21 protein-coding genes are annotated in these 22,523 nt (G+C 44.3%); 13 read left to right on the top strand and 8 right to left on the bottom strand.

Annotated features, from left to right (window positions below; translation table 11 throughout):
• Nucleotides 1–40: 40 nt before the first annotated feature.
• Nucleotides 41–583: a 30S ribosomal protein S4 gene (locus tag NAQ_RS05310; protein WP_100182571.1), complete on the bottom strand. Its 543-nt coding sequence runs from the start codon at nucleotides 581–583 to the stop codon at nucleotides 41–43.
• A gap of 11 nt (nucleotides 584–594) precedes the next feature.
• On the bottom strand, nucleotides 595–1,206 hold the full coding sequence (locus NAQ_RS05305) for a 30S ribosomal protein S13 (protein ID WP_100182570.1): 612 nt from the start codon (nucleotides 1,204–1,206) through the stop codon (nucleotides 595–597).
• A 97-nt stretch (nucleotides 1,207–1,303) separates the two neighbouring features.
• Between NAQ_RS05305 and NAQ_RS05300 the strand changes: the two genes are divergently transcribed.
• The 3 genes from NAQ_RS05300 to NAQ_RS05290 are packed head-to-tail and all read left to right on the top strand — an operon-like array spanning nucleotide 1,304 to nucleotide 4,543.
• Complete coding sequence (locus NAQ_RS05300) at nucleotides 1,304–2,914, top strand: AAA family ATPase (protein WP_100182569.1); 1,611 nt, start codon at nucleotides 1,304–1,306, stop codon at nucleotides 2,912–2,914.
• Nucleotides 2,904–4,241 carry a VWA domain-containing protein gene (locus NAQ_RS05295; RefSeq protein WP_162858656.1) on the top strand — a complete coding sequence of 446 codons (1,338 nt, stop codon included), beginning with the start codon at nucleotides 2,904–2,906 and terminating at the stop codon, nucleotides 4,239–4,241. The genes NAQ_RS05300 and NAQ_RS05295 overlap by 11 nt, the downstream gene beginning before the upstream one ends.
• An 8-nt stretch (nucleotides 4,242–4,249) precedes the next feature.
• The gene (locus NAQ_RS05290) at nucleotides 4,250–4,543 is read left to right on the top strand and encodes a hypothetical protein (protein ID WP_100182567.1); all 294 of its coding nucleotides are present in this window, start codon (nucleotides 4,250–4,252) and stop codon (nucleotides 4,541–4,543) included.
• On the opposite strand, the gene NAQ_RS05285 is transcribed toward NAQ_RS05290, so the two are convergent.
• Nucleotides 4,536–5,036, bottom strand: a complete 501-nt coding sequence (locus tag NAQ_RS05285; protein ID WP_162858655.1) for a hypothetical protein — start codon at nucleotides 5,034–5,036, stop codon at nucleotides 4,536–4,538. The genes NAQ_RS05290 and NAQ_RS05285 overlap by 8 nt on opposite strands.
• 132 nt (nucleotides 5,037–5,168) lie before the next feature.
• Between NAQ_RS05285 and NAQ_RS05280 the strand changes: the two genes are divergently transcribed.
• Both NAQ_RS05280 and NAQ_RS05275 read left to right on the top strand, forming a co-directional pair.
• On the top strand, nucleotides 5,169–6,170 hold the full coding sequence (locus tag NAQ_RS05280) for a multicopper oxidase domain-containing protein (protein WP_100183471.1): 1,002 nt from the start codon (nucleotides 5,169–5,171) through the stop codon (nucleotides 6,168–6,170).
• Nucleotides 6,170–7,336, top strand: coding sequence for a ZIP family metal transporter (locus NAQ_RS05275; protein ID WP_100182565.1), 1,167 nt, complete (start codon nucleotides 6,170–6,172; stop codon nucleotides 7,334–7,336). The genes NAQ_RS05280 and NAQ_RS05275 overlap by 1 nt, the downstream gene beginning before the upstream one ends.
• Here NAQ_RS05275 and NAQ_RS05270 read toward each other — a convergent pair.
• Nucleotides 7,333–8,691, bottom strand: coding sequence for a cation diffusion facilitator family transporter (locus tag NAQ_RS05270; RefSeq protein ID WP_100182564.1), 1,359 nt, complete (start codon nucleotides 8,689–8,691; stop codon nucleotides 7,333–7,335). The genes NAQ_RS05275 and NAQ_RS05270 overlap by 4 nt on opposite strands.
• A 74-nt stretch (nucleotides 8,692–8,765) precedes the next feature.
• Here NAQ_RS05270 and NAQ_RS05265 point away from each other — a divergent pair, with 74 nt between their 5' ends.
• The 4 genes from NAQ_RS05265 to NAQ_RS05250 all read left to right on the top strand — a co-directional run bounded on the left by NAQ_RS05265 (nucleotide 8,766) and on the right by NAQ_RS05250 (nucleotide 14,321).
• Entirely contained in the window at nucleotides 8,766–11,675 is a 2,910-nt protein-coding gene (locus tag NAQ_RS05265) for a peptidase (protein WP_100182563.1), read from the top strand.
• Nucleotides 11,676–11,794: 119 nt separating this feature from the next.
• Nucleotides 11,795–12,892 (top strand): CFI-box-CTERM domain-containing protein, encoded by a 1,098-nt coding sequence (locus NAQ_RS05260; protein ID WP_162858654.1) that lies wholly within the window; start codon nucleotides 11,795–11,797, stop codon nucleotides 12,890–12,892.
• Nucleotides 12,893–12,922: 30 nt separating this feature from the next.
• Nucleotides 12,923–13,249 carry a hypothetical protein gene (locus NAQ_RS05255; protein WP_100182561.1) on the top strand — a complete coding sequence of 109 codons (327 nt, stop codon included), beginning with the start codon at nucleotides 12,923–12,925 and terminating at the stop codon, nucleotides 13,247–13,249.
• A gap of 31 nt (nucleotides 13,250–13,280) precedes the next feature.
• Nucleotides 13,281–14,321, top strand: a complete 1,041-nt coding sequence (locus NAQ_RS05250) for a zinc metalloprotease (RefSeq protein ID WP_100182560.1) — start codon at nucleotides 13,281–13,283, stop codon at nucleotides 14,319–14,321.
• On the opposite strand, the gene NAQ_RS05245 is transcribed toward NAQ_RS05250, so the two are convergent.
• On the bottom strand, nucleotides 14,322–15,848 hold the full coding sequence (locus NAQ_RS05245) for a radical SAM protein (RefSeq protein WP_100182559.1): 1,527 nt from the start codon (nucleotides 15,846–15,848) through the stop codon (nucleotides 14,322–14,324).
• Nucleotides 15,849–15,967: 119 nt separating this feature from the next.
• Between NAQ_RS05245 and NAQ_RS05240 the strand changes: the two genes are divergently transcribed.
• On the top strand, nucleotides 15,968–16,690 hold the full coding sequence (locus NAQ_RS05240) for a VIT1/CCC1 transporter family protein (RefSeq protein ID WP_100182558.1): 723 nt from the start codon (nucleotides 15,968–15,970) through the stop codon (nucleotides 16,688–16,690).
• On the opposite strand, the gene larB is transcribed toward NAQ_RS05240, so the two are convergent.
• Together larB and NAQ_RS05230 are read right to left on the bottom strand one after the other, a co-directional pair.
• Complete coding sequence (gene larB, locus NAQ_RS05235; RefSeq protein WP_100182557.1) at nucleotides 16,677–17,447, bottom strand: nickel pincer cofactor biosynthesis protein LarB; 771 nt, start codon at nucleotides 17,445–17,447, stop codon at nucleotides 16,677–16,679. The two genes, NAQ_RS05240 and larB, sit on opposite strands and share 14 nt — an antisense overlap.
• 35 nt (nucleotides 17,448–17,482) lie before the next feature.
• Entirely contained in the window at nucleotides 17,483–18,391 is a 909-nt protein-coding gene (locus NAQ_RS05230; protein ID WP_100182556.1) for a malate dehydrogenase, read from the bottom strand.
• Between the two features lie 107 nt (nucleotides 18,392–18,498).
• Here NAQ_RS05230 and larC point away from each other — a divergent pair, with 107 nt between their 5' ends.
• From larC to NAQ_RS05215, 3 genes are read left to right on the top strand one after another with little or no spacing between them, the layout of a single operon-like run.
• Nucleotides 18,499–19,707, top strand: a complete 1,209-nt coding sequence (larC, locus tag NAQ_RS05225) for a nickel pincer cofactor biosynthesis protein LarC (RefSeq protein ID WP_100182555.1) — start codon at nucleotides 18,499–18,501, stop codon at nucleotides 19,705–19,707.
• Nucleotides 19,704–20,498, top strand: a complete 795-nt coding sequence (larE, locus tag NAQ_RS05220) for an ATP-dependent sacrificial sulfur transferase LarE (protein ID WP_100182554.1) — start codon at nucleotides 19,704–19,706, stop codon at nucleotides 20,496–20,498. The genes larC and larE overlap by 4 nt, the downstream gene beginning before the upstream one ends.
• Nucleotides 20,495–21,649 carry a cysteine desulfurase family protein gene (locus NAQ_RS05215; protein WP_100182553.1) on the top strand — a complete coding sequence of 385 codons (1,155 nt, stop codon included), beginning with the start codon at nucleotides 20,495–20,497 and terminating at the stop codon, nucleotides 21,647–21,649. Before larE ends, NAQ_RS05215 begins: the two co-directional genes overlap by 4 nt.
• On the opposite strand, the gene NAQ_RS05210 is transcribed toward NAQ_RS05215, so the two are convergent.
• Nucleotides 21,646–22,473 carry a PEFG-CTERM sorting domain-containing protein gene (locus NAQ_RS05210; RefSeq protein WP_100182552.1) on the bottom strand — a complete coding sequence of 276 codons (828 nt, stop codon included), beginning with the start codon at nucleotides 22,471–22,473 and terminating at the stop codon, nucleotides 21,646–21,648. The genes NAQ_RS05215 and NAQ_RS05210 overlap by 4 nt on opposite strands.
• Nucleotides 22,474–22,523: the final 50 nt, after the last annotated feature.

Below are 22,523 nucleotides of genomic sequence, written 5' to 3'. Positions count from 1 at the left end.
TACTGATCTAGTAAAATGGTGTATTAAAGATAAGCTTGTCTTAGGATTGTTCTGCAGGTGCTTCTTCTTTTACTTCAGGCTCGGCTGCTGGGGCTGGTGCCTGGACCTTGAATCTTGGTGATAATTGGATGCTGTTTTCCTCTTTTACCGTTACTGTGTATGATGGGACTGTGATGACTCTGTCGCCAATTGTAATGTGGCCGTGGACAATTGCCTGTCTTGCCTGGTATGGTGTCTTTAGTGTGAACTTTCTCTGAACTATTGTTTGCAGTCTCCTATCGAGTAGATTGTTCACTGCCAAGTTCAAAACGTCATCTAATGTTGCATCGTCCTTTACTAGGCCGATCTTTGCAAGTGACTTCATCAGGATTGGTTCTTTTTGTGCACGAACTTCTTGTCTGAGTGCAAGCAGTGATCTTGCCTGGTGTCTTACCCTAGATAATTCGGTTCTTGCCTTCCATAATTCCCGCTTGTTCTTTAGACCATAATTGCCAAGTGTGTTGAGATCCTCCATCATGAAGTCATAGTTCAGTGGACGCTTTGGTTTTCTCCAGACTCGGCTTGGATATTTTGGATCTCCCATTCACATTCCCTCTATTTCTTTGCTGGAGCAGCTGGTTTTGCAGCTGGAGCCGCGGCTGGTTTTGCTGGAGCAGCTCCTGCAGCTGGCTTGGCAGCTGGTGCAGCTCCGGCAGTTGGGGCAGCTGGCGCTTCAGCTCCTGGGGCAGCTGCTGGTGCAGCTCCGGCAGGTAGTACTTTGCCTCCCTTCTTTACACCAACTGATGCTCCTTTACGACCAGTGGTTCGGGTTCGCTGTCCTCTAACCTTTAATCCATAAGTATGACGAAAGCCTCTCCAACTGTTTGAGAGCTTTTCTCGTTCAATATCGTTTCTAACTGTAAATGCCACGTCTGATGTGATAAGATGTGTGGTTGTGCCTGTCTCAACATCCTTTCTTCTGTTTAGTAACCAAGATGGAAATTTCACTGTAGTTGGGTCCTTGAGTGTCTTTTCAATGGACTCGACTTGGGACTCGGTCAAAAAGCCAATATTGCTGTTTGGGTTCAAGCCCAGTGCACCGATTATAGCATTGGCAAAGTTGTATCCGACACCTTTGATGTGGGTTAGGCCTACTGAGAGCTTTTTGTCTCCCGGAATGTCCTTTCCGACAATTCTTACAATGTGTCTATAGTCTTGTGCTGACAAGTAATTGGGGAATCCAAGCGACCCCGATAAAAACCCTGCCTTGGCAATTATGATATCTCCGCAATATTATTAGATAAAATAAACCAAGTAATATCACTTGGAAGCCTCACAGCTAGTCTCAAAGTGTTATGGCTCACAACCAAAGTACACGCAGATCAAGGCAGGACTGCCAGAAGACTATCAGTCGCTAAAAACAATTGGCGATCTACTAGAAATCAATTATAGGTTGTTGGATGCTAAAGAGCAGCTCAGGCAAAACCTAATTCGCACAATGAATGAAAACGGAACCAAATATCCGGGAATTGTAGGCTATGACGATGATGTGGTTCCTGCACTGGACAGAGCTATTTTGTCATGCCATGACGTATTTTTGATTGGGCAAATCGGCCAGGCAAAGACAAGACTAGTCGAGGTAATTGCAAAAAATCTCCTATCGCCAATACCAGTAATCGATGGCTCCATTACAAATGATACCCCGATGGATCTGCCGCAAGACGACCTTGTGTCATTATTAGAAGGCCAAGAGCCGTCAGGTGCATCGCCCACATTTCACATCAGCCCAGAGAGCGCAAAAAAAATCCAAGACAACAAGCTAGACACCAAGATAAACTGGGTTGAAGGCTCGCAGAGGTTTCGATATGTTTTGGCAACACCAGACATTTCTGTCAAGGACTTGGTTGGCTATATCGACGCAATCAAGGTTGCAAAAAAAGGAGTCGAAATGTACAAAATAGACTCGTATTCCCCGGGGCAGCTGCTCCAGGCAAAGCACGGAATCTTTTGCATTGATGAGCTGCCTGTTCTGGACCCAAGAAAGCAAGTAGCATTATTGTCGGTATTGCAAGAGGGCAGATATACCACAGGATCGTATCCGGTTATTTTTGAGCCAAAGACTGTGTTTTTTGCAACTGCAAACCCAATTGACTATACCCACTCTGGCAAAATAATAGAGCCGCTCTATGACAGACTAAAATCCCACATACACACCCACTATCCAAAAACAATAGAGCATGAAATGCAAATTATTCTGCAAGAGGCAAAACTTGCAAGCTGCCTAGTTCCGGTCTTTGTACTAAAAACTCTGGCAAGACTAGTCCACAAGGCTCGCGCAAATTCCGAAATAAACCAGGCAAAGGGAGTGAGTGTGAGATTTGGAATCCACGGACTGGAGCTGCTGGTGGGAGAATCAGAAAGAACTCGCGCAATATTTCACAAGACAATTCCTGTTCCGAGACACTCTGATATGTATTGCCTGGGACAGATTGCCAAGTTTGAACTATCTGAAATTGACGACACCATGGAAAACCGCAGAAAAATATTCGACTCTATTCTTGATGATTCCATTCGCGAAACGTGCCTAGAATACATCCAGGGTATACAGCAAGAAACACTTGATGCAATAAAGCAGGAATTCTCTGGCAAAACCTTCCAGGTATCCCAGGGAATGGTCTGGCAGAACGGCCAAGTCTCTTATTCTAACCAGCTTCTAAATTTTGCAAATCTATCAAAATTGGTTCAATCCAAGCTAGAGCAAATAATGCCAGAACAGTCAAGCCTTGCAAAAGACATCGATGCCAAAAACATTGCAATATCACAAAATACGGAAGCCGAGCTAAAAGCCGCAATACTGGAAATAATCCTTGACGGCTTGCATTATTCCACTCCAAAGATAATAGACAAAAAAGACGCAGGCTATGTTGCAGCATAATCTAAAAAAATTCGTCTACCAGTCAAGCACAGAAGAAAGAAAACCCTCTGATGGATCAAAAGACCTAGACAAGCAGACAATAGAAAAACTACTCCAATCCCTGGCAAACCAATCGATGCGGGAAAAGGCGCCAAGCTTTGAGGAGTTGGAATCTATTTTACAGGGAAACATCGATGAAGCCAACTCCGATCAGACCCAAACAGAATCCGACCAAAGCCCAAAAAGCGACGACACAAAGCCCATCACAAAGTATCTTCTAGAGCACGGCTATCTCAAGGACGAAAAAAACTGGCTCACCAAAAAAGGATTCTTTGCAATAGGAAACCAGATCCTCAGGGACTTGATGGCAGAACTAAAAACCGGCGACTTTGGGCTGCATGCGACAAAATCCGTGGGTACTGGTACCACCATACTTGATACCACAAAAAAATTCGAGCTTGGAGGAGAACTCAAGCTGCTAAATGTGTCTGCCAGCATTTTAAACACAATACAAAGGCTATCAAAGCAAGGAAAAACACTTGATTTTCCTTTGGACTTGGATGTTGATGACTTTGAGGAATTTGAGACAACCGAAGATGTCCGGGCCGCAATTGTGTACTGTATTGATCTGAGCTCTACTATGAAATCATCTCTGACTAGCTCTGGGATGAGCAGAATAGAGGCAGCAAAGCGAGCGTTGTGGAGCCTCTATGTTCTGAACAATAGGTTCTTTCCAAACGATTCCATCAAAATAATCGGCTTTGCCTCCATGGCATCAATAATCAATCCGTTTGACATTCCGTTTTTGAAGACATATGACGCAAACGACGAATTCCTCCACTATACCAATTATCAGGCTGCATTTAGGCTGGCAAAAAAACTCCTCCAAAAGACAAGTACAAAAAACAAAAGAATTGTAATGATTACCGACGGCCAGCCCAGTGCCTGCTTTGTTGACAATGATTCCCAAAAGAATGCGATTCTCTCAGAAAAGCCGTATTCCAACTTTTACGTGCCAAACGAACCATTACTATCCAAAATAAAATCGGAAAGAAACCTTGCAATCGACCAGTCTCAGGGAGCACAGGTCTACCTTTGTTACAGATACAAAAAAGTCGATGCCAAAGTAGATGAGCGAACCGTATCGGAGGCAAAAAAATGCCTGCGAGAAAACATACAGATTGATTCTATTGTAGTCAGCGAGGAATCGGAGCTGCTAGAATACGTGCAACAGATGGAAAAAATACTCCAAGGCAAAACCTACCACATAAACCAAAACAACATGGACAAGGTCCTGGTGATTGATTACCTATACAACACCAAGAAGATATTAGGCTCAAAAAACTAGCCAAAACCATGTCATATGACAAGGCCAAAGTAGCAGAAGCACTCTTTGATCAGAACGTATCGATAATAATGGCAGAGCTGGAATCTGGACCAAAAGAATCTACAGTCCTGTCCTCAAGCCTTGGAATTACAGAATCTGAAATCAAAACCAGGTTGGCGTATCTTGCAGAGACGGGATTTGTCATTGTGTCTGGCAATACCTATTCGGTTGACTCTGAAAAGCTGGCCAAATTCATGGAAAATGACGAAAACTACAAGGGCGTAGTTGACGGTCTAACGGAGCTAGACAGCTATCTCAACTAGACTTTCTTGTTTTCAGCGCATATATTGCGGCAACTCCGACTCCTACAAACCCTGTTATGATCATGGATTGTCCCAACATGTTTAGCGCAACAATGGACTTGTCTGGCATGTGAGTCAGGCCTAATACCACTGGAGTTTCCTGGCCACTGTTTTTAATTTCGAGCTTGTACGTTCCCTTGGATTCAATGTCAAAATAATCCTCAGTTGAAACGTCGGTTATCTTCTTTGATGCAATTTCTTCTCCAAACGGACCGTACACAGTGGCGACAAGGTTTACTCGCTCTTCACCTTCTGCCCGTACTACAAATGCGCCCTGAGATGTCACTGACGGGTCTAGCTCTTTTTCAAGTGTTGCAGGTATCGTTCCGTTGACTAGCGCTTCTTTAATGGATACTTGGCCAGAAATGACTGATGCACCAGTGTATGATAGCACCATCCCGATTGCGACTAGTGCGCCGCCCACAAAGAGGATCAGGTGAGACTTTTTTATCATGCCTTTGCCTCTTTTTGAGCCTCTATATTGGTATTGCAGCCTCAAAATTTAGCCTTGGTTAAGAAATTTAGCCTAGGCTAAATTTAAATAAACAAAAAACCAACCAGGATTGTCTTGAAGCCGTTCTCAAAGATGTTATTTGCCATAGCAGCAACTGCTACTCTAGCTGCGCTTTACTTTGTTTATCCAATTACATCTGATGCAAAAGAGGAAAAGATCTTTGTGACACATACTGGCGGCGTAATCAAAACATCTGGCGATGTGTTGGATCCGATATACACTGCGCAAACAGTAGAAATCGATCCCGACAAGTATCTTCGCGAGTTTAACTATGGCAGAACATCAAGTGTTGACGGCAAGACAGTACGTGAATACACCATAATTGCAGAAGACGACAAGGTAATGGAGATATCGCCGGGAGTCTTTTACAATGTCTGGACCTTTAATGGAACGGTGCCTGGCCCCACAATACGTGCCACCGAAGGGGACTGGGTCAAGGTAAAATTCATCAACATGGGATCTAAAACCCACACGATTCACTTTCATGGATTCCATGCGGCAGAAATGGACGGAGTCTTTGAGCCGGTAGGCCCTGGTGGGGGACAATTCACGTACGAGTTTGAGGCAGGCCCAGCAGGCGTTCATCCATATCATTGTCATGTGATGCCACTAGAAGAGCACATCTCGCACGGACTGTACGGAGTGTACATTGTAGATCCAAAAAAGCCGCGCCCCCCAGCAGATGAAATGGTGATGGTCCTAAATGGGTTTGACACTGACTTTGATGCAGAAAATAATTTCTATGGCGCAAACACCATTCCGTTTTACTATCAGCACCACCCAATCCAGATCAAAAAAGGTGAACTTGTGAGAATCTATGTGGTAAACATACTGGAATTTGACCAGATAAACAATTTCCACCTTCATGGGAATCTGTACCATTATTACCCAACAGGCACGTACAGCGTGCCTAGCGCATTTACCGACATGATTACCTTGTCGCAAGGCGAGCGTGGAATAATGGAGTTTACCTATGACACTCCAGGCAAGTTCATGTTTCATGCACACAAGACCGAGTTTGCAGAAAAAGGCTGGACCGGACTGTTCCTAGTGCAAGACGAGGTCGTACAATAATGGAATCTACAAAAACATCCAAGGCAAAAATCGCAGCAGCTGGAATAATCCCATTAGTATTGCTTTCCGCAATGATTGTGTATCTTTTTGGACCGGGCGCCGAGCTTGTAAACTTTGGAACTCCACTCCCAAACATCACAATAGAGCGAGTCGACTTTGTGGAATCTGAAATCCAAGTCACAGCAAGAAACACAGGGCCAATTGATGTATCCATTGCACAGGCCGACGTTAACGACAGAATCCAGCCGGCAGCAATAGAGCCAGACAAGCATTTGGCAAGATTTGAAACAGCTCTGGTCAGAATTCCGTATTCATGGAATGAGGCAGAGCCGTACGAAATTGGCCTCACAATAAATGACGGAACTCGCTTTGCTCATTCAGTAGAGGCGGCGGCTCCTGCAATCAAGCCAAGCATTGATCTTGTGTCGTACTTTGCAGTGATTGGCACCTATGTTGGAATAATTCCAGTATTGATCGGATTGCTTTGGTTCCCGTTCATTGCAAAGATGAGTCCTGCAAAATACAAGTTCTTTTTGGCACTGACTGCAGGCCTACTTTTGTTCTTGGGAATAGATGCAATAGAAGAAGGAATGGAGATCTCTGCAGAAAGGCTCTCTGGCGCATTCAACGGGCAGCTGCTTGTTGCAACTGTGGTTGTCGGCTCTTTTGTCGGATTGTATTATGTGTCTGAGAAACTAGTCAGCCGTGTTTCATCCGCATCAAAGTCAGTAGCCATTGCCCTGATGGTCTCAATAGGAATTGGACTGCACAACTTGGGTGAAGGCTTGGCAATAGGTGCAGCAATCGGCCTAGGCGAAATAGCACTGAGCACATTTCTCATAGTCGGCTTTACAATCCATAATACCACTGAGGGCTTGGCAATAGCGGCCCCGATGGCTCGCCAAAAACCAATGATTGCAAAACTAGCAGCAATGGGAGTAATAGCAGGGGCGCCGGCAATATTTGGCGCATGGATTGGTGGATTCCAGTATTCACCAATTTCTGCAATTATCTTCTTGTCGGTAGGAGCTGGCGCAATATTTCAGGTCATAGTGGCCATTCTAAAATGGATAAGGCAAGACGAGCAAGGGCTCTTGTCTGCACCGACTGCCGCAGGAATTGCAGTCGGAATGATAATCATGTACGTGACTAGCATTCTGATCTAGTAGGGCTCTGGATGTATTGTTATGACGGAATTCTTGAAATGACTTCGAATGCTCTGCTCTATTTTTGATGTCGCATCATGGACCTTTTCAATTGAGAGGTCCTTATCAAATGAGCAGTCGATGTCTATTTTGATCAAGTCCTCAAAGTTCAAGGTAACAATACTGCCTACCTTTTTGACTTCGGCGTGCTCCTTTAGAAGCTGAATTATTTTTTCATCGTTGGTGTCATATGATTTTAGGTCCTTTGGCATTGTAATGTATGGCTCTAGGTGTATTGTGATGCGGTCTATTTCTGGCAGCTCTTTTCGGATTTTTTCCTCAATTATCTCTGATATGCGGTGCGCATCATCAAGACTCATCTGTCTGTCCACCATCGCATGAAGGCTAACAAATGTAGATTCAGCCGACGTGTGTTGGCTTACGTTGTGTATTCCCTTTACACCTGGGACGTTGGATGCGATTTCGTAAATCTTCGAGTCCGATGGAACTCCCTTCCAGCTAGGCTCAAAGTGTACCGTGATTTCCGAGTTTGAGATGTGATCCTTGATGTTTTTCTCAACCGCAGTCGATATTTCATGCGCCTTCTCAAAGCTGACATCTGCCCGCAATGATACTGTGACGTCTGCAAATATCGAGTCGCCTGACCTTCTCATAAGAATCGGGCCTGTGCTCACCACTCCCTCTGTGGACAATACGATATTTTGGACCTTGTTTACCAGCTCTGGCGAGATGATGTCCGTTAGATCCTGGGCTGTTCTGTATACTAGCTTGATTGCAAGAACGCAAAGCAGTCCGCCAAGCACTATTGCCGCAAAGAAGTCACCATGGTCAAATCCAAATGACACCAGTGCAATTCCTACAATGACGACAAGCGTTGATCCCAAATCCAAAAACGCGTGGTAAAAGTCGGCCTTGAGCGTAGTGCCTCCTAGCCTTGATATGGCACGTCTCAAAAGAACAATTCTGAAAATATCCACACAAATTGTATAGGCTGCACCAGCAAGCGCCAAGGTGCTGGTAACAGTAATGTGAGTGGGACTTTGTATCTTCATTATCGCCTCAAAAATAAAAAAGCAGGCAATCAGAAATATCGCAATTCCACCAATCATTCCCCCAAGAGACTCTACCTTTCCGTGGCCATAGGTGTGCTCTGCATCTGGAGGCTTGATGGCAAATCTTGCTGCCAATAGCAACACAACTGTCACAACACTGTCCAATAATGCATGAATGCTGTCTGTGAGTAATGCCAGACTGTTCGATAACACTCCAAAGACGAACTCTACTACAAATGCCGACAAAATGGCCGCAAGCGATATCTTGAGTGCTCCGGTCCTTTTCAAAAAGACATTTTCCATCAAAGCAGTATCTATTGGTTTACGAATAAATCATACGGAAACGTTATCTTTGATGGGCACAAAACCCAGATAAATTGAACAAGCTGGCATTGCTGGGAGCGTTGGGATTCTTACTGGTGCCGTTTTTGGCACAGGCAGACGCCGCCAACCCGAACCTGTATGTTTCTGCAGAAAATTCGTACTATAACAATCATTTTACAGGCTCGATGGTAATAGAAGTAGTAGTCAACGATCCGTCCCTTTCTGATACCAGTGTAGGCAAGGGCGAGCCGGATGTCACATTAAACGGCAAGAATATCAGAATGGTCCAGGCAACCGACGGAAAGTGGTATGGCTATTTTGCAAATCTGGAAAAAGCCAAGATAGCGGACCAGACAGTCGGTCTTGCGGGACGTGGCCTTGACTTTGGCGAATTTTGCAGCAAGGATACCGTTGTGTTTGGCCCGTCATTTTCAGAGTCTGACGGTATAGCAATACCAAAAACAGGTGCGGCCGGCGCAACAAACGGCAACTCTGGGTTTTCCACATGTACTAGTGTTCCTGCAGGTGCAACCGTGAACAATGTGGTCCGCAGTCCGCGATCAATTAACACAAACTCGGCAATCCCGACAGGACAGATAAGCCTAAACTCTGCAGTCTGGCCAATAATTCAGCTATATTCTTTCAACAATGATGTTACAATACAATACAATGCGGCAGGCGGAACGCAATCTGTCACACTACAATACGACGAAATACCAAACATTGCAACATCGCTAGACAGGACAAACTATCCTCCAAACTCCCAAGTTTTTGTAACTATTCGGGACATGCAGCTAAACCAAGACCCGACATCTAGGGATTCCTGGACATTTAACATTGGTTCGCCGCAAACTGTCTTTTATGCGGCATTTACGGAAAATGGCGCAAATGCGGCAGCCGGCGGTGCAGGACTGGTAAACCTATCATCACAATTATCTTCGCTTGGATTTGACAACAATGGCAAAATAGCAATGAGCCTTGGCAGCGTTGCAGAACTGCAGGCAAACGGACACCAAACCGCAACCGCAAGCGATGGCACCACAACATTTTCACAAATCATAACCTTTGTAGAATCCCAGCCAAACTCGGCCACATTTGAGAACTTTGACTTTTCTGATGTGTCTACCATTAAAATCAAGTCAAACGCCCCGCGTGGACAGTCTGCTACAATAGAGTACGACCGAAAATCATACTCTATAGTGTCTGGCCTAGGAGACGCAAGCATTACACTTGGCACAAACCAGCCTGTTTCTGGGCAAAAGGTTCCAGTTACGGTAAACGACCCAGACCAAAACGTCAACTCTGGCGCAAAGGACAAGCTCGACGTCTTTAGAAGCACTGCTTTGATTCCTAGTCTCACAATAGGAAATCCAGGCACGCTGCAGGGAGCAGGAAGCGTCAAGATCTATGCCCTGTCTACTGACGCACTGACTGGAGGCACATCTGTTTCATCATCTGTTCCGGACGCTGCCTCTGACAGACTAGTTCTAGATACAAGACCGTCCACCGGTATTGCAAACCAGAGCTTTGAGAAACTGTCTGCAAGCACGGGACTTTCCGCTACAACACTGCAAAATCTCCTGATAAGACTAAACTCTGGCGACCAAGGAACAAACTGGGTAAACTATGATTTCAGATCATTGCAAAACCAGCTCGGCATCTCTGACTTTGCAGACGCCACAATTCAACTCTTCTTTGGCCTAACCGATGCGACACCTGTGACACTGGTCAGCCCTGCAAACATGACTGGAGCACGAGGATTTGTGCAATTGCCAAATGCCGCAGTTGATGCAATTGCAGCAAAGTCTGGCACTGCATTTTTGGTAGTAAACTTTGACTCGTCAAACAATTCACCGGCGCAAGGCTCTGTATCATCAGAAACAGACACGCAGCCAATAGTATTTGATCTGTTTTCGTTTGGCCGCAAAAACAATGCCGACATTACCAATGGAATCTATAGATTTGAACTACAAGAGACATCGTCCAGCTCTGGAATATTCACTGGTACCATGGAATATACCATTGCAAACCAGCTAAACCAGTTTGACGCAAACACAATCAAGACACTTCGCACAATAGACGACGATGTCAAGTTTTTTGTCAACCAAAGATTAATTGATGAAAAAGGAATCAACATTGCATATTCTGATGTTGCACAAACCGGCACCACAACAGGAGTGTCATCAAAAACCGACATTAGGACTCACACCGGAAGCGCATCGCTGACTACAAACGTCTTTAGATTTGGCCATCCAGTAACCGTGGTCTTGGTGGACCCGGACTTGAACATGAAGCACGACTCAATCGATATCTATTCTGTAATAGACGACCCAGCATCGACAAACGTCGATACCGTGGGCAGCTCAAGCGGAGGAATCCTACTTGAGGTGCTAATCAAGGACATTAGGTACAAGCGTTGCACAATAGGCGGCGTGGAAACTGGCGGACTTGCAGCAAGCGGATTTTCATTAATAGAAACAGGATCAAACACTGGACGATTCGAAGGAGTATTCAAGATGCCCTCAAAAATCTGCAACAAGGCAGGAACTGCTCTGATTTCTCCAGCAGGTGGAACAGTCGATCTGAAATACCATGACTTTAGAGATTCATCAGGCCAGGCAAGCATATCTAGTCTAACAAAGACACCAACAAAGGCAAAGCTATCTGCTCCAAGCTCTGCAAAGCTTGATTCAAAGTCATATGTGTTGCCTAGTCCTGGAAAAACAACCGACGTTATACTAACAGGCAAAGTCCAAGATTACAAGCCGGGAACCAAGATCAAGTTCACACTGCAGACTCCTGATGGAAAGTCCTCTGTTCTCTATGCAGTTGCTACAAAGAGTGGCAGCTACAAAACAATCGTCATGCTAAAACCAAATTCGCCAACGGGTCAGTATTCAATTGACATTGAGTATCTGAAAAATTACATCGGCAAAGTGACCTTTACGGTAAAGAAAAAATAATTTTTTTGCAAAACTAGATCAAGATGACTGGGTCAAAAAAGGTTCAACAAAACCATATTCGAGTCAACTTTTCTTTCATAGAATACATAAATACCCTGAATTCTTGTATCAGCCTAGACATGAGAGGAGCTGGGAGACTCGTAGTAGCTTTATTGTCCGTAATGTTGTTTACATCAACCGCATCTATGGCATTTGGACAGTCTTCACAAATACCGCCACTTTCTGTTTCAACAGAACTCCCACTGTACGAATCTGGTGACAGAGTAGTCTTTAGCGGCGTAATCAAGAGCCCTGATGTCAATAATCTCATAGATGTCACAGTCAGAATCGTAGGACCTATTGTTAACGGAACAGGTGCTACAAATATTGTCACAGTTAAACAAGTAAGGCCACTCTTGGATGGTACTTTTGCAGATAACTTCGTCGTAGGCGGCCCGCTTTGGAACAAAAAAGGCGACTACAAAATCATAGTAAATTATGGCCCTCAAAAGGCAGAAACAATGTTCTTCTATAATGGCGGTGAGGATCTGCCAGTAGTAATTCCACCACCACAATGTGGACCAGGACAAGTCATTGTCAATAATCAATGTGTTACTCCACCAGATCAAAAACCAACAACACCTGTTTGTGGTACTGGAACAGTACTTGATCCAGCAACAAACACATGTGTAGTGGCACCTCCACCAGAAACAGTAGAGTGTCCTCCGGGAGAGGAACTAGTTAATGGTAAATGTGTTGAGACTGGTGGACCAGAACCACAGCAACCAGTTTGCGGCCCAGGAACTCATGCTGAAAACGGAATTTGTGTTCCAGATGCAAAAACAGGTGAAAAGAATGGATGCTTGATTGCAACCGCGGCCTTTGGAACTGAACTTGCACCACAAGTACAGCTACTCAGAGAGGTAAGAGACGGCGTTCTATACAGCACCGGCGCAGGAACAACATTCATGGCAGGATTCAACGAATTCTACTATGCATTCAGTCCAGCAGTGGCAGACCTGGAAAGACAAAGTCCACTATTCAAAGAAGTAGTAAAGACTGCAATCACTCCAATGCTGTCGACAATGTCCATACTGAACTATGCCAACATTGACTCTGAGCAGGAAATGCTGGGCTATGGTGTTGGTGTGATACTGCTAAACATTGGCATGTACTTTGTCGCACCGGCGCTAGTCATAGTCAAAGTTAAGGGCTTGCTTCAAAAAAGACGCCTTTAGGATTATATCCCCTTTTATCAAATCAACTTCATGCACGTAGAATACGAGGAATTTTCTTCCATTACTGACATTTTCTCATACATGGCAGCTGTCATGCCACCTATGAAAAACACAATGCCGATCAACTACTACAAGGGCTATGTCTTTGCGTTTATTCCACTGACCCACAATGGCGGCGACGTATACCTGATGATATACACAAAGGCAGAACTAGACGGAAGAATCCTGGAATTTGACATCAACGCAAACTCGTACAGAAAGGTAGCCGCAATAGAGCGAGCAGACAAGACATATTTCATTGTCATTTCTCCAAAGAGAAACACAATTGCCGATGAGGCAATCAAAAAGCTAGGCTAGTTTTTTTAAAAAGCAACGTCAAACTATACCATTGAAAAAACTAGTCGCTGTAATTTTTGCAATCCTGCTTTTATCAAGTGTAGGTGCTGCCTCTGCAAAAAGACTTGAGATAAAATATGAACCACTGCCGAACAGATTTGAAGGAACACCGACATTTTGCACAAAAGAGCCCGCGCAGGATCCAAATGTCCCAGAAAGCATCATTCCAATTCTTCTAAAAAAGACCAAGGCAAACCTAGATGCTTGGATAGGCCCACTCAAATCATCCTCTCAGCGCGACGCAAAATGGAACATAAACTATGTCGAGATTCCGCGAAGCAAGCAGGCAAGCTTTGATTATGCCAAGTGCAATGTGATAATATCATTTCTGAAAACCCCGCCGCAAGGACTGGAAGGAGTCGAAATCCTTGGAAGGCACTACTTCAAAGACAACATAAACCACGTTGAAATCTACTACCAAGGATACGGAATATGCGAGACCAAGGATTCTCAGTGGACATACTGGTATACGTGCCAGCAGGACTCGCCAAAACTAATTGTTGCAATGGAGGCAATTCTGCGACACGAGCTTGGCCATGCTATGGGCCTGGGGCATTACATTTCTGAAGAACTCCTCTACACCGGAGGCCTAGGACATCCGTCCTCGATAATGGTGCCAATCTTGGATATATTGGCAAGCCCAAGCCACACTCCGCTGGATCCTGAACTAATGGAGATAATGCCTGTAGATATTGCCAAGCTAAAGGAAATCTATGGCGACGATGGCTGGGGCAAAAAATCAGAAATAGAAAAGGAAAAATCGGCCTCAAAGACAATTCTGATAAAAAAGGGCAAAGCAATCATTGAAAAAATAACTGTCCGAATCCCTCCGGACCTGTACAAGAAAGGCCAAAAGGCGGATGTCATACTATTACACAATTGCAAGACAGACACGCAAAAAGTCCTAGTAAACAGCAAGGGCAAGCTGGACTATACATTCAAGATAACAGACAAGACTCTACCTGGCAAATACGAAATCACAATAAACTATTTTGGAAAGGCAATAAAGAAATTCTCTTACGAAATCAGATAATTATCTCGTGTATGTTGGGGCAGCTACTGATCTGCTTCTTGCGTATTTTTCGACAATCTCTTCTGGCAGCTTGCCATTGAATAGGTCCTTGCAGAGTCCTCGCAGATATCTCATAATGGCCCAGGTTCCTGCCTTGATCAAACCATACATGAAGATCTTCATTGGCGGACCGTAGGTCTTGTTTCTCAGAATTATTGGAACAATATCGTTGATTACGCGCAAGTTGTTCTCCCAACATCTCCAAAATAATGTGAACTGGGCTTCGTTGAGGTTTCCAAAGTGCATCGAGTTCTTTTCTGAAAAGTCCTGGTACAGCAATGGTGCGACCAGTCCCCTAAAGTTGGTCTTTCTGAAATCCTCGATTAAGTCTATAGTGTATTGAGTCTCATCTGGTGTTTCGTCTGGCCAGCCGATGATCAGTGTGGCTGCAGGGAACCAATGGTTTTCATTCATTATTCTTGCTCCTTCTCGCACAACCCAGCCCCACTCGTCAGTTGAGAATGGTTTTGTTTTGACACCCAGGTGCTTTTTGACCATTCTTGGCGCAACCGTCTCTATTCCTAGGTTTGTTGCAAGCCATCTACCGTTTGTGTGCATTTCGTTGATCTCTGACATTTGTTTTAGTAGTGTTGGGTCTGCCGCAATTGCTGAGAATGTCATATGTGTTGTTCCAACAAAGTTTGCTCCTAGGCCCTTGAGGTTTTTCCACAGATCAGTGATTGCGTCCCTGTTTGGCTGGAAATCCTTGTTGTCGCAACCGTATAGCAGCATCTCATCAGAGTGCAGCCAAATGGAATCAAATCCGTAATCGAGGTTTATCTTTGCCTCATGCTGTAGTCGCTCTATTGGCAAGTCCTTCTTTGAGCGCTTGTTCACATCGCAAAAGTCGCATCCACGGCCGCATCCTCGCATTGCCTCTATTAGCGAGTTGACGGTTGGGCCTTCAATTACTGGAATGTTTTGTATGTTTTTGACAAAGCAGTGCATTAGCTCTGGTGCGTCTCCGCCCTCCAGATCCTTGAATAAATCCAGTGCAAGCTCGTCTGCTTCGCCTACCACAACTGTGTCAATTCCGTGAATCTTCATTCTGTCGGATTTTGCAAGCTCCCATGCGCCGTTTCCGCCGACTACTACCTTGAAATCATATTTTTTCTTTAACTGGATAATATTTGCGCACATGCGCTTGAACTTCATTGCGACATAGGATAATTTTTCAGGAGACATGGTTGTGGTGACTGGAGCCATTCCAAGTGGGTCCATTACATTGATGCCGACTACTTTGGTGTCTGGGCCAATTGCCTTGGAGAGGTAATCTGGGTTGGCAACAAAGATTTCGTCTCGCCTATATCCTTGGAGCAATGCGGATTCAACTCTTCTTAATCCGACTTGGGCTACCTTTGCCTCACCGGTGTTTGGGTCTGTCTCTACCGCTGGACAAAAAACCTTGTCAAAGACCCATTCTGGGAGCAGCTCATACGGACCGCAAGCAATAAACCCGTAAAGGAAATTTCCGCGATAGTTTGTCATTAAACTGCGGTCAGCAGTAAGAACAATACGTTTGCCAGCCAACTAACCACTGACCTTCTATATGGTATAAATTATTTTCCCGCTCTCAAACTTAAATTGCAATCAAATCTACACATACCATGAAAGAAGTGTCCGAGCCACGTCATATGGAGCCGCACATGTCAGAGTCCAGCGGGGTTAGAGATTTTGTGTTTGGGTTTGGGGATGGAATCAACACATCACTTGGTATTGCTGCGGGAGTGGGAGGTGCCGACGTTTCATCAAATATTATCATTTTAGCTGCCTTGGTAGGAATGTTTACTGGGGCAAAAGCAATGGCAGTTCAGAATTATCTGGCAGTCAAAGCCCAGAGGGAATTACTCAAATCCGAAATTGCGCGCGAAGAATGGGAAATTGAGAACAAGCCGGAAATAGAGCGCCAGGAAATAGAGGAAATCTACAAGGCAAAAGGCTTTGAGGGAAAGGATCTGGAAATGATCGTAAACAAGATTACATCAGACAAAAAAGTCTGGTTGGACACAATGCTCACAGAGGAGCTAAAGCTAAATGTGGATGTACTTGGCAATCCACTAAAGAGCGCACTGAGAATGTTTGGTGCATTTTTAATCGGCGGAATATTGCCGATAATTCCGTTTTTCTTTGCGCAAGGATACATTCCATTGATGATAGCAATTGGAATCAGCTTGTCCACATCGTTTGCAGTCGGTGCAGTAAAGTCAAGGCTTGCTCAAACAAACATCATCAAAGGTGGCCTTGAAATGGCAGGCCTAGGAACTGGAATTGCGCTAATTGGATTTGGAATTGGTTCCGAGCTTGCAAATCTTGGAATTATCGACGTCTAGCCCGATTTGCAATGTTTGATGCAACTGCCCCAGCACCAATGCCGTTATCGATATTCACTACGGATAATCCTAGAGAGCAGCTCTGAAGCATTGATGCTAGAGCAGCTACTCCTTTTTCCCCATAGCCATATCCTACGGATGTTGGCAGACCTATTACCGGCACGTTAACCAGGGATGATACTACGGATGCCAGTGCTCCCTCCATTCCTGCCGCCACAATAATTACGTCAACGTCGAACTCGATGAATTTTTTTATGATTGGAAATATTCGGTGCATGCCAGCAATTCCAACATCATGTGCTGTTATCGCATCGCAGTGCATTGCCTCACATGTGAGTCTGGCCTCTTCTGCAACTCCAATGTCTGATGTGCCTGCAGTGACAATTCCCACTTTGCCGCCGGTGCTTTTGAGCGTGTTTTTGTAGATCAAAAGGGTGGTGGTGTTCTTGCCGTCCTTGATTTTGAGCCTTTTTGCCTTTGCAAATTTGACTATTCCAGAATAGTCCTTTTTCTGAATTCTAGATATTAGGACAGAGTTTGATTTTTCCATTACCCGTACAATGATTTTTTTGATTTCATCCGAGGTTTTTCTTTCCGCAAATATTACCTCGGGAATGCCTTTGCGGTGCTTTCTGCCCATGTCGATTTGGGCAAAGTCTTCTATTTTTTCTATTGAATATAGTGAAAGGAGTTTTTTTGCCTCTGACACAGTAATCTTGCCGATTTTGAGTGATTCTAAAACATCTGTTACTTCCATTATTTTGGATTTGATTGACTTAATTAAAAAACTGATCAGATGCCTGCAAGTGCAGACTTGACACTTTCTACTCCCTTGAGGAAGTTTTCCTTTTCTTGCGCATCCAAGTCCAGCTCGATTATTTTCTCTACTCCTTTTCTGCCAATCACTGCTGGAACGCCAATTGATACGCCGGACTGGCCATATTCTCCGTCTAGCGGTGTTGCAACCGGGATTACCTTCTTTCTGTCTTTTAGTATGGCGTCAACTATTGTAGATATTGCGTTTCCTGGGGCGTGAACCGTTGCTCCCTTGAGCTCAATTACTTTTGCTGCCACCTGCTTTGTGTTCTGGACCAGCTCGGCAAGCTTTTCTTTTGGAAGCATTGAATTTAGCGGAATTCCTGAAACTGTGGAAAATCTTGGCAATGGCAACATGTTTTCTCCGTGCTCACCTATGACTAGTGCACGAATGGATTCTCTAGAGTGGCCAGTTGCCTCGTGAATAAACTGGATGAATCTTGATAAATCCAGCATTCCACCCATTCCTACTATTCTGCTTCTCTCAAAACCTGATGTCTGAAATGAAATGTGAACCATTGGGTCCAGCGGGTTTGTAACTGGAACTATGATAGAGTCGTCTGCGTATTTTTTGATGTTCTCAACTACGCCTTTGACGATTCCCGCGTTGATTTTGAGCAGATCCATTCTAGTCATGCCTGGCTTTCTTCCCGAGCCTGCCACAACTACTACTACCTTGGAGCCCTTCATTTCGGAATAGTCGTTAGAGCCTCGGACAGCAACATCAATTCCCTGCTCTGATAGCATGTGGTTGATGTCCATTGCCTCGCCTTGCGGCAGTCCGTTTACTACATCTAATAGTAGAATTTCTTTGTCGACTTTTTTTAGTGCAGAGAACAATGCTGCATCTCCGCCAACCTTGCCTGAGCCGATAATTGTAATCATTTACATTTTGCGACTTTTTTGCTCTGTAATTAAATCTATTGTGATTGTGTGGAAATTTTTTTTGATTGCTACCGAGAATTTATATGCATTTTTGAAGCCTTGATGATATGGTTCTTGTAATAGATCCACAGATTGCTGGAATATCTGGAGACATGTTGCTGTGCGGTTTGGTGGATCTTGGAGCAAAAAAATCCAAAATTATTTCCGGAGTAAAAGCATCAGAAAAATTTCTACATCGCTCCAAAATAACAAAAATTGATTTTAAAAAAACAGACAAGCACGGAGTAAATGCTACTTCTTTGGTTTTGAAATTAGATGAGCACCACCACGAAAGAAAGGGAACCGAAATCCAAGACTGTATTGTAAAGACTGTCCAAAAAATTGGATTATCTGAGAGGACTGCAAAATTTGCCAAAGATAGCATAGAGACACTAATCTCTGCAGAGTCAAAAATCCACGGCGTACCAAAGAATTCCGTTCATTTTCACGAGGCGGCAAGCATTGACACTGTGCTTGACATTGTTGGCACCGCAATAGCGCTAGATGATCTCAAGTGTTTTGATCACCAAATAATTACAATGCCGGTTGCTGTGGGAAACGGCACGGTCTCATTCTCACATGGAATTGTTTCAAATCCCGCAGGGGCAATTTTGGAAATATTTGCAAAATCAGGCATATTGATTTCTGGAAACAATGCAAAATCCGAGCTTACCACGCCTACTGGAGCCTGCATGCTTGTAAGCATGGTAGACAGATGTGTCCAGCATTATCCACTAATGAAGATAGACTCGGTAGGGTATGGGGCAGGCCAGAAAAACTTTGAAGGATTCTCCAATGTCTTGAAGCTGGTCCTAGGTGAGCAATCCAATCTGGAATCTGATACTGTGAGCATCTTGGAGACAAACGTCGATGATGTCTCTGGCGAAGTGCTTGCGCACGTAATTGACAAGACAATGTCAAGTGGTGCAAAGGACGTTTCTATAGTCCCAACAATGACCAAAAAGGGAAGGCCGAGCCACATGATCTCTGTTATTTGCTCTCCGAAAGATGTGGACAAGCTAGCAAATGTCCTGATTTCAGAGACTGGAACGCTGGGAATACGAATTCGCTCATCGGAGAGATTCATCGTTCCAAGAAAAATCATTCCAATTAAAGTAAAAATACAAAACAAGGATTTCACGGTGCGATGCAAAACCGCAGGCAAATCCTTCAAAATAGAATACGACGACATCGAAAAGATCTCTGAGAATCTAGTCCTGACATTCAAGCAAACCGAAGAATTAATCAAAGCCGAAGTAAGAAAGCAACTAAAATGAAACTCGACTCTCTGAATAATTGGTTTTCTGATAAGAAAAGTGTCCTTGTGGCACTGTCTGGCGGAGTGGACAGCGCACTGGTTGCATATTCTGCATATTACACCCTTGGAAGATCTGCAATCGCAGTTACTGCTGACTATAAAACACTGGCACAAGAAGAACTAGAATCTGCCAAAAAGATCTGCCAAGAAATTGGCATTGCACACCTAATCATTTCATATGACGAGCTGCAAAATCCGGATTTTGTCAAAAACGACCAGAATAGGTGCTTTCATTGCAGATCCGAGCTTGCAGACCACCTCATCAGACTAGCTAGAGAGAAAAACATCGAGACAATAGTGGATGGGACAAATCTGGACGATCTTGGTGATTACAGGCCAGGCATAGTTGCGCTACAAAACAACGGCATTAGGAGCCCACTTGTAGAGTCTGGCCTGACAAAAAAAGAGGTGCGAGATACAGCAAAATCAGTCGGGCTCTCTGTATATGATAGGCCGTCAAACTCTTGCCTCGCCTCACGTATTCCATGGGGGCAGCGAGTCACAGCAGAAAGACTGGCAAGAATTGAGATGGGTGAGATATTTGTCAAGCAAGCAGTCGGCGCGCGCCAGGTGCGTGTTCGTGACATAAATGGTGCAGCAAAAATCGAAATAGGTGTAGACGAATTATACCTACTCCAAAACACAAATCTTGAGGAATTAACATCCAAGCTAAAGTCAATTGGATTTGAATCTGTATCAATAGACGAAACTGGATACAGGCCGGGCAAAATCAACGTGATTGCTGATTGATATATCTCGATCATGCGGCATCTACTCCCATTGCCGATTCTGTACTGCAGGAAATGATGCCATATCTAAAGGAAAACTATGGCAACCCCTCCTCGATTCATCGATTTGGCAGACTAGCTACCAAGGCAATCGAGTCTGCAAGAAAAAGAGTAGCAGAGCTAGTAGGTGCCAGTCCTGGCGAGATTCTCTTTACGTCTGGCGGAACAGAATCCAACAATACTGCCATACATGGAATAATGAACCAAAACAAATCAAGGCAGCTTATCACTACATCAATTGAGCATGACGCAATACTAGAGCCGTGCAAAAAGCTAGAATCTTTTGGATTTGATGTTGTCTATCTTCCAGTTGATTCCACTGGACTAGTTGACCTGCAAAAGCTGGAATCGACAATTTCTGAGAAAACCGCTCTAGTGAGCATAATGCTTGCAAACAACGAGGTTGGAACAATACAGCCAATTGTAGAAATTGCGAAAATCTGCAAAAAACATCACGTGCTTTTACACACAGATGCAGTCCAGGCAGTGGGAAAAATCCCAGTCAACGTAAAGGAACTTGGAGTTGACTTGATGTCGATATCCTCTCATAAGATAAACGGGCCAAAGGGGATAGGCGCACTATACATAAGAACTGGCGTCACATTAGATCCGTTCGTCTTGGGCGGTGGGCAGGAAAACGGAATGCGCTCTGGCACAGAAAATGTGGCAAACATTGTGGGATTTGGAAAAGCATGCCAGCTTGCCAAAGAGAATCTGGATGAAAATTCCAAAAGTCTGGAAAACCTTCGCAATTACTTGGTGCAACGAGTCTCATCAGAAATATCACACGTTACAGTAAACGGCAACAAGGACAAGCTGCCAAACAATGCACACTTTACGTTTCTTGGAGTAAACGGCGAGGACCTCATAATAAAGCTGGACGAACATGGTGTTGCAGCATCAACTGGCTCTGCATGTTCTGTCAAGACGCAAAAGGCATCGCACGTTCTACTGGCAATGGGTTTTTCTCATGAGCAAATCACCGGCTCGCTTCGGCTAAGCCTTGGCATATCAAACACAAAATCTGAAATTGATCAGACAGTTGACTCTCTAAAAGTCATAGTTGCAGAACTGCGTTCGGTTTCCCCGTTTAAGGCAAAATACGGGTTCTAGCTAAATCGCAAAAACGTATTTTTCTTTGATAATACCAAAACGGATGACACTGCGACTACTAGTATCAGTATTGCAATTGGGCCAAATTCCGGTACTACAAAAGTTCCAATTATTTCAATGTCCGAGTCGCCCTCTTGGAATTGTATTGTGATGAGTCTTGACTCTGGTCTTATTGAGGACTCTTGGTATGGAACTTCCAATCCATCAATATAGATGATGTACTTGTCATCATCACCAGTCCTACCATTGGGACCTGTTTTTGCGTCAATCCACTGTCTTCCCAAGTCTAGTGTTATAGAGCCGTCATTGTCTGCCTGTATTGTAACAATTAGGCCCAAGATTGCCGGGTCTACTATGATGTTCTTTACTGTGCCACCGTTTATCGTATATGGCACATCAAACGTTCCTTGGTCTCCTGCCCTTACCTCAAAGATTTGCGATGGATTTTGTCCTGTCGCAGTAGTTTGAAATTCAAAGCTTGCCTCAAAGACATTTCCAGTGACCCCGTATGATGCCTGAACTAGATATTTTCCGTCCTGCTTAAAGTATGGCCCGTCTGCAATCAATGAATAGCTATACGTACCGTCTTGCGCAACTTCGACCTGAGCAATGTGTACGCGGTTTGTATCACGAAATACCTGAATTAACAGAGGTGTGTTTGGCAAAAAGGCATCCACCTTGCCTGATATTATGACTGCCTCGCCTTCAGAGTAAAACGGCTTGGCTACGCAGACCTGCTTGCATTCTATCTGGGCAGATGCAAAGCCATAGCTCAGCGGTGCAAATGCAACTAGAAACAAAACCAAAACGTGGTTAAACTTCACACCAAAACTTTATGATAATCGTATATTTCTTTTTCTCGGAATTTGTACTA

The organism is Candidatus Nitrosotenuis aquarius (assembly GCF_002787055.1).
Classification (GTDB): domain Archaea; phylum Thermoproteota; class Nitrososphaeria; order Nitrososphaerales; family Nitrosopumilaceae; genus Nitrosotenuis; species Nitrosotenuis aquarius.
Note: the sequence above shows the minus strand (reverse complement) of the source record. Positions and strands in the feature narration are given on the sequence as shown.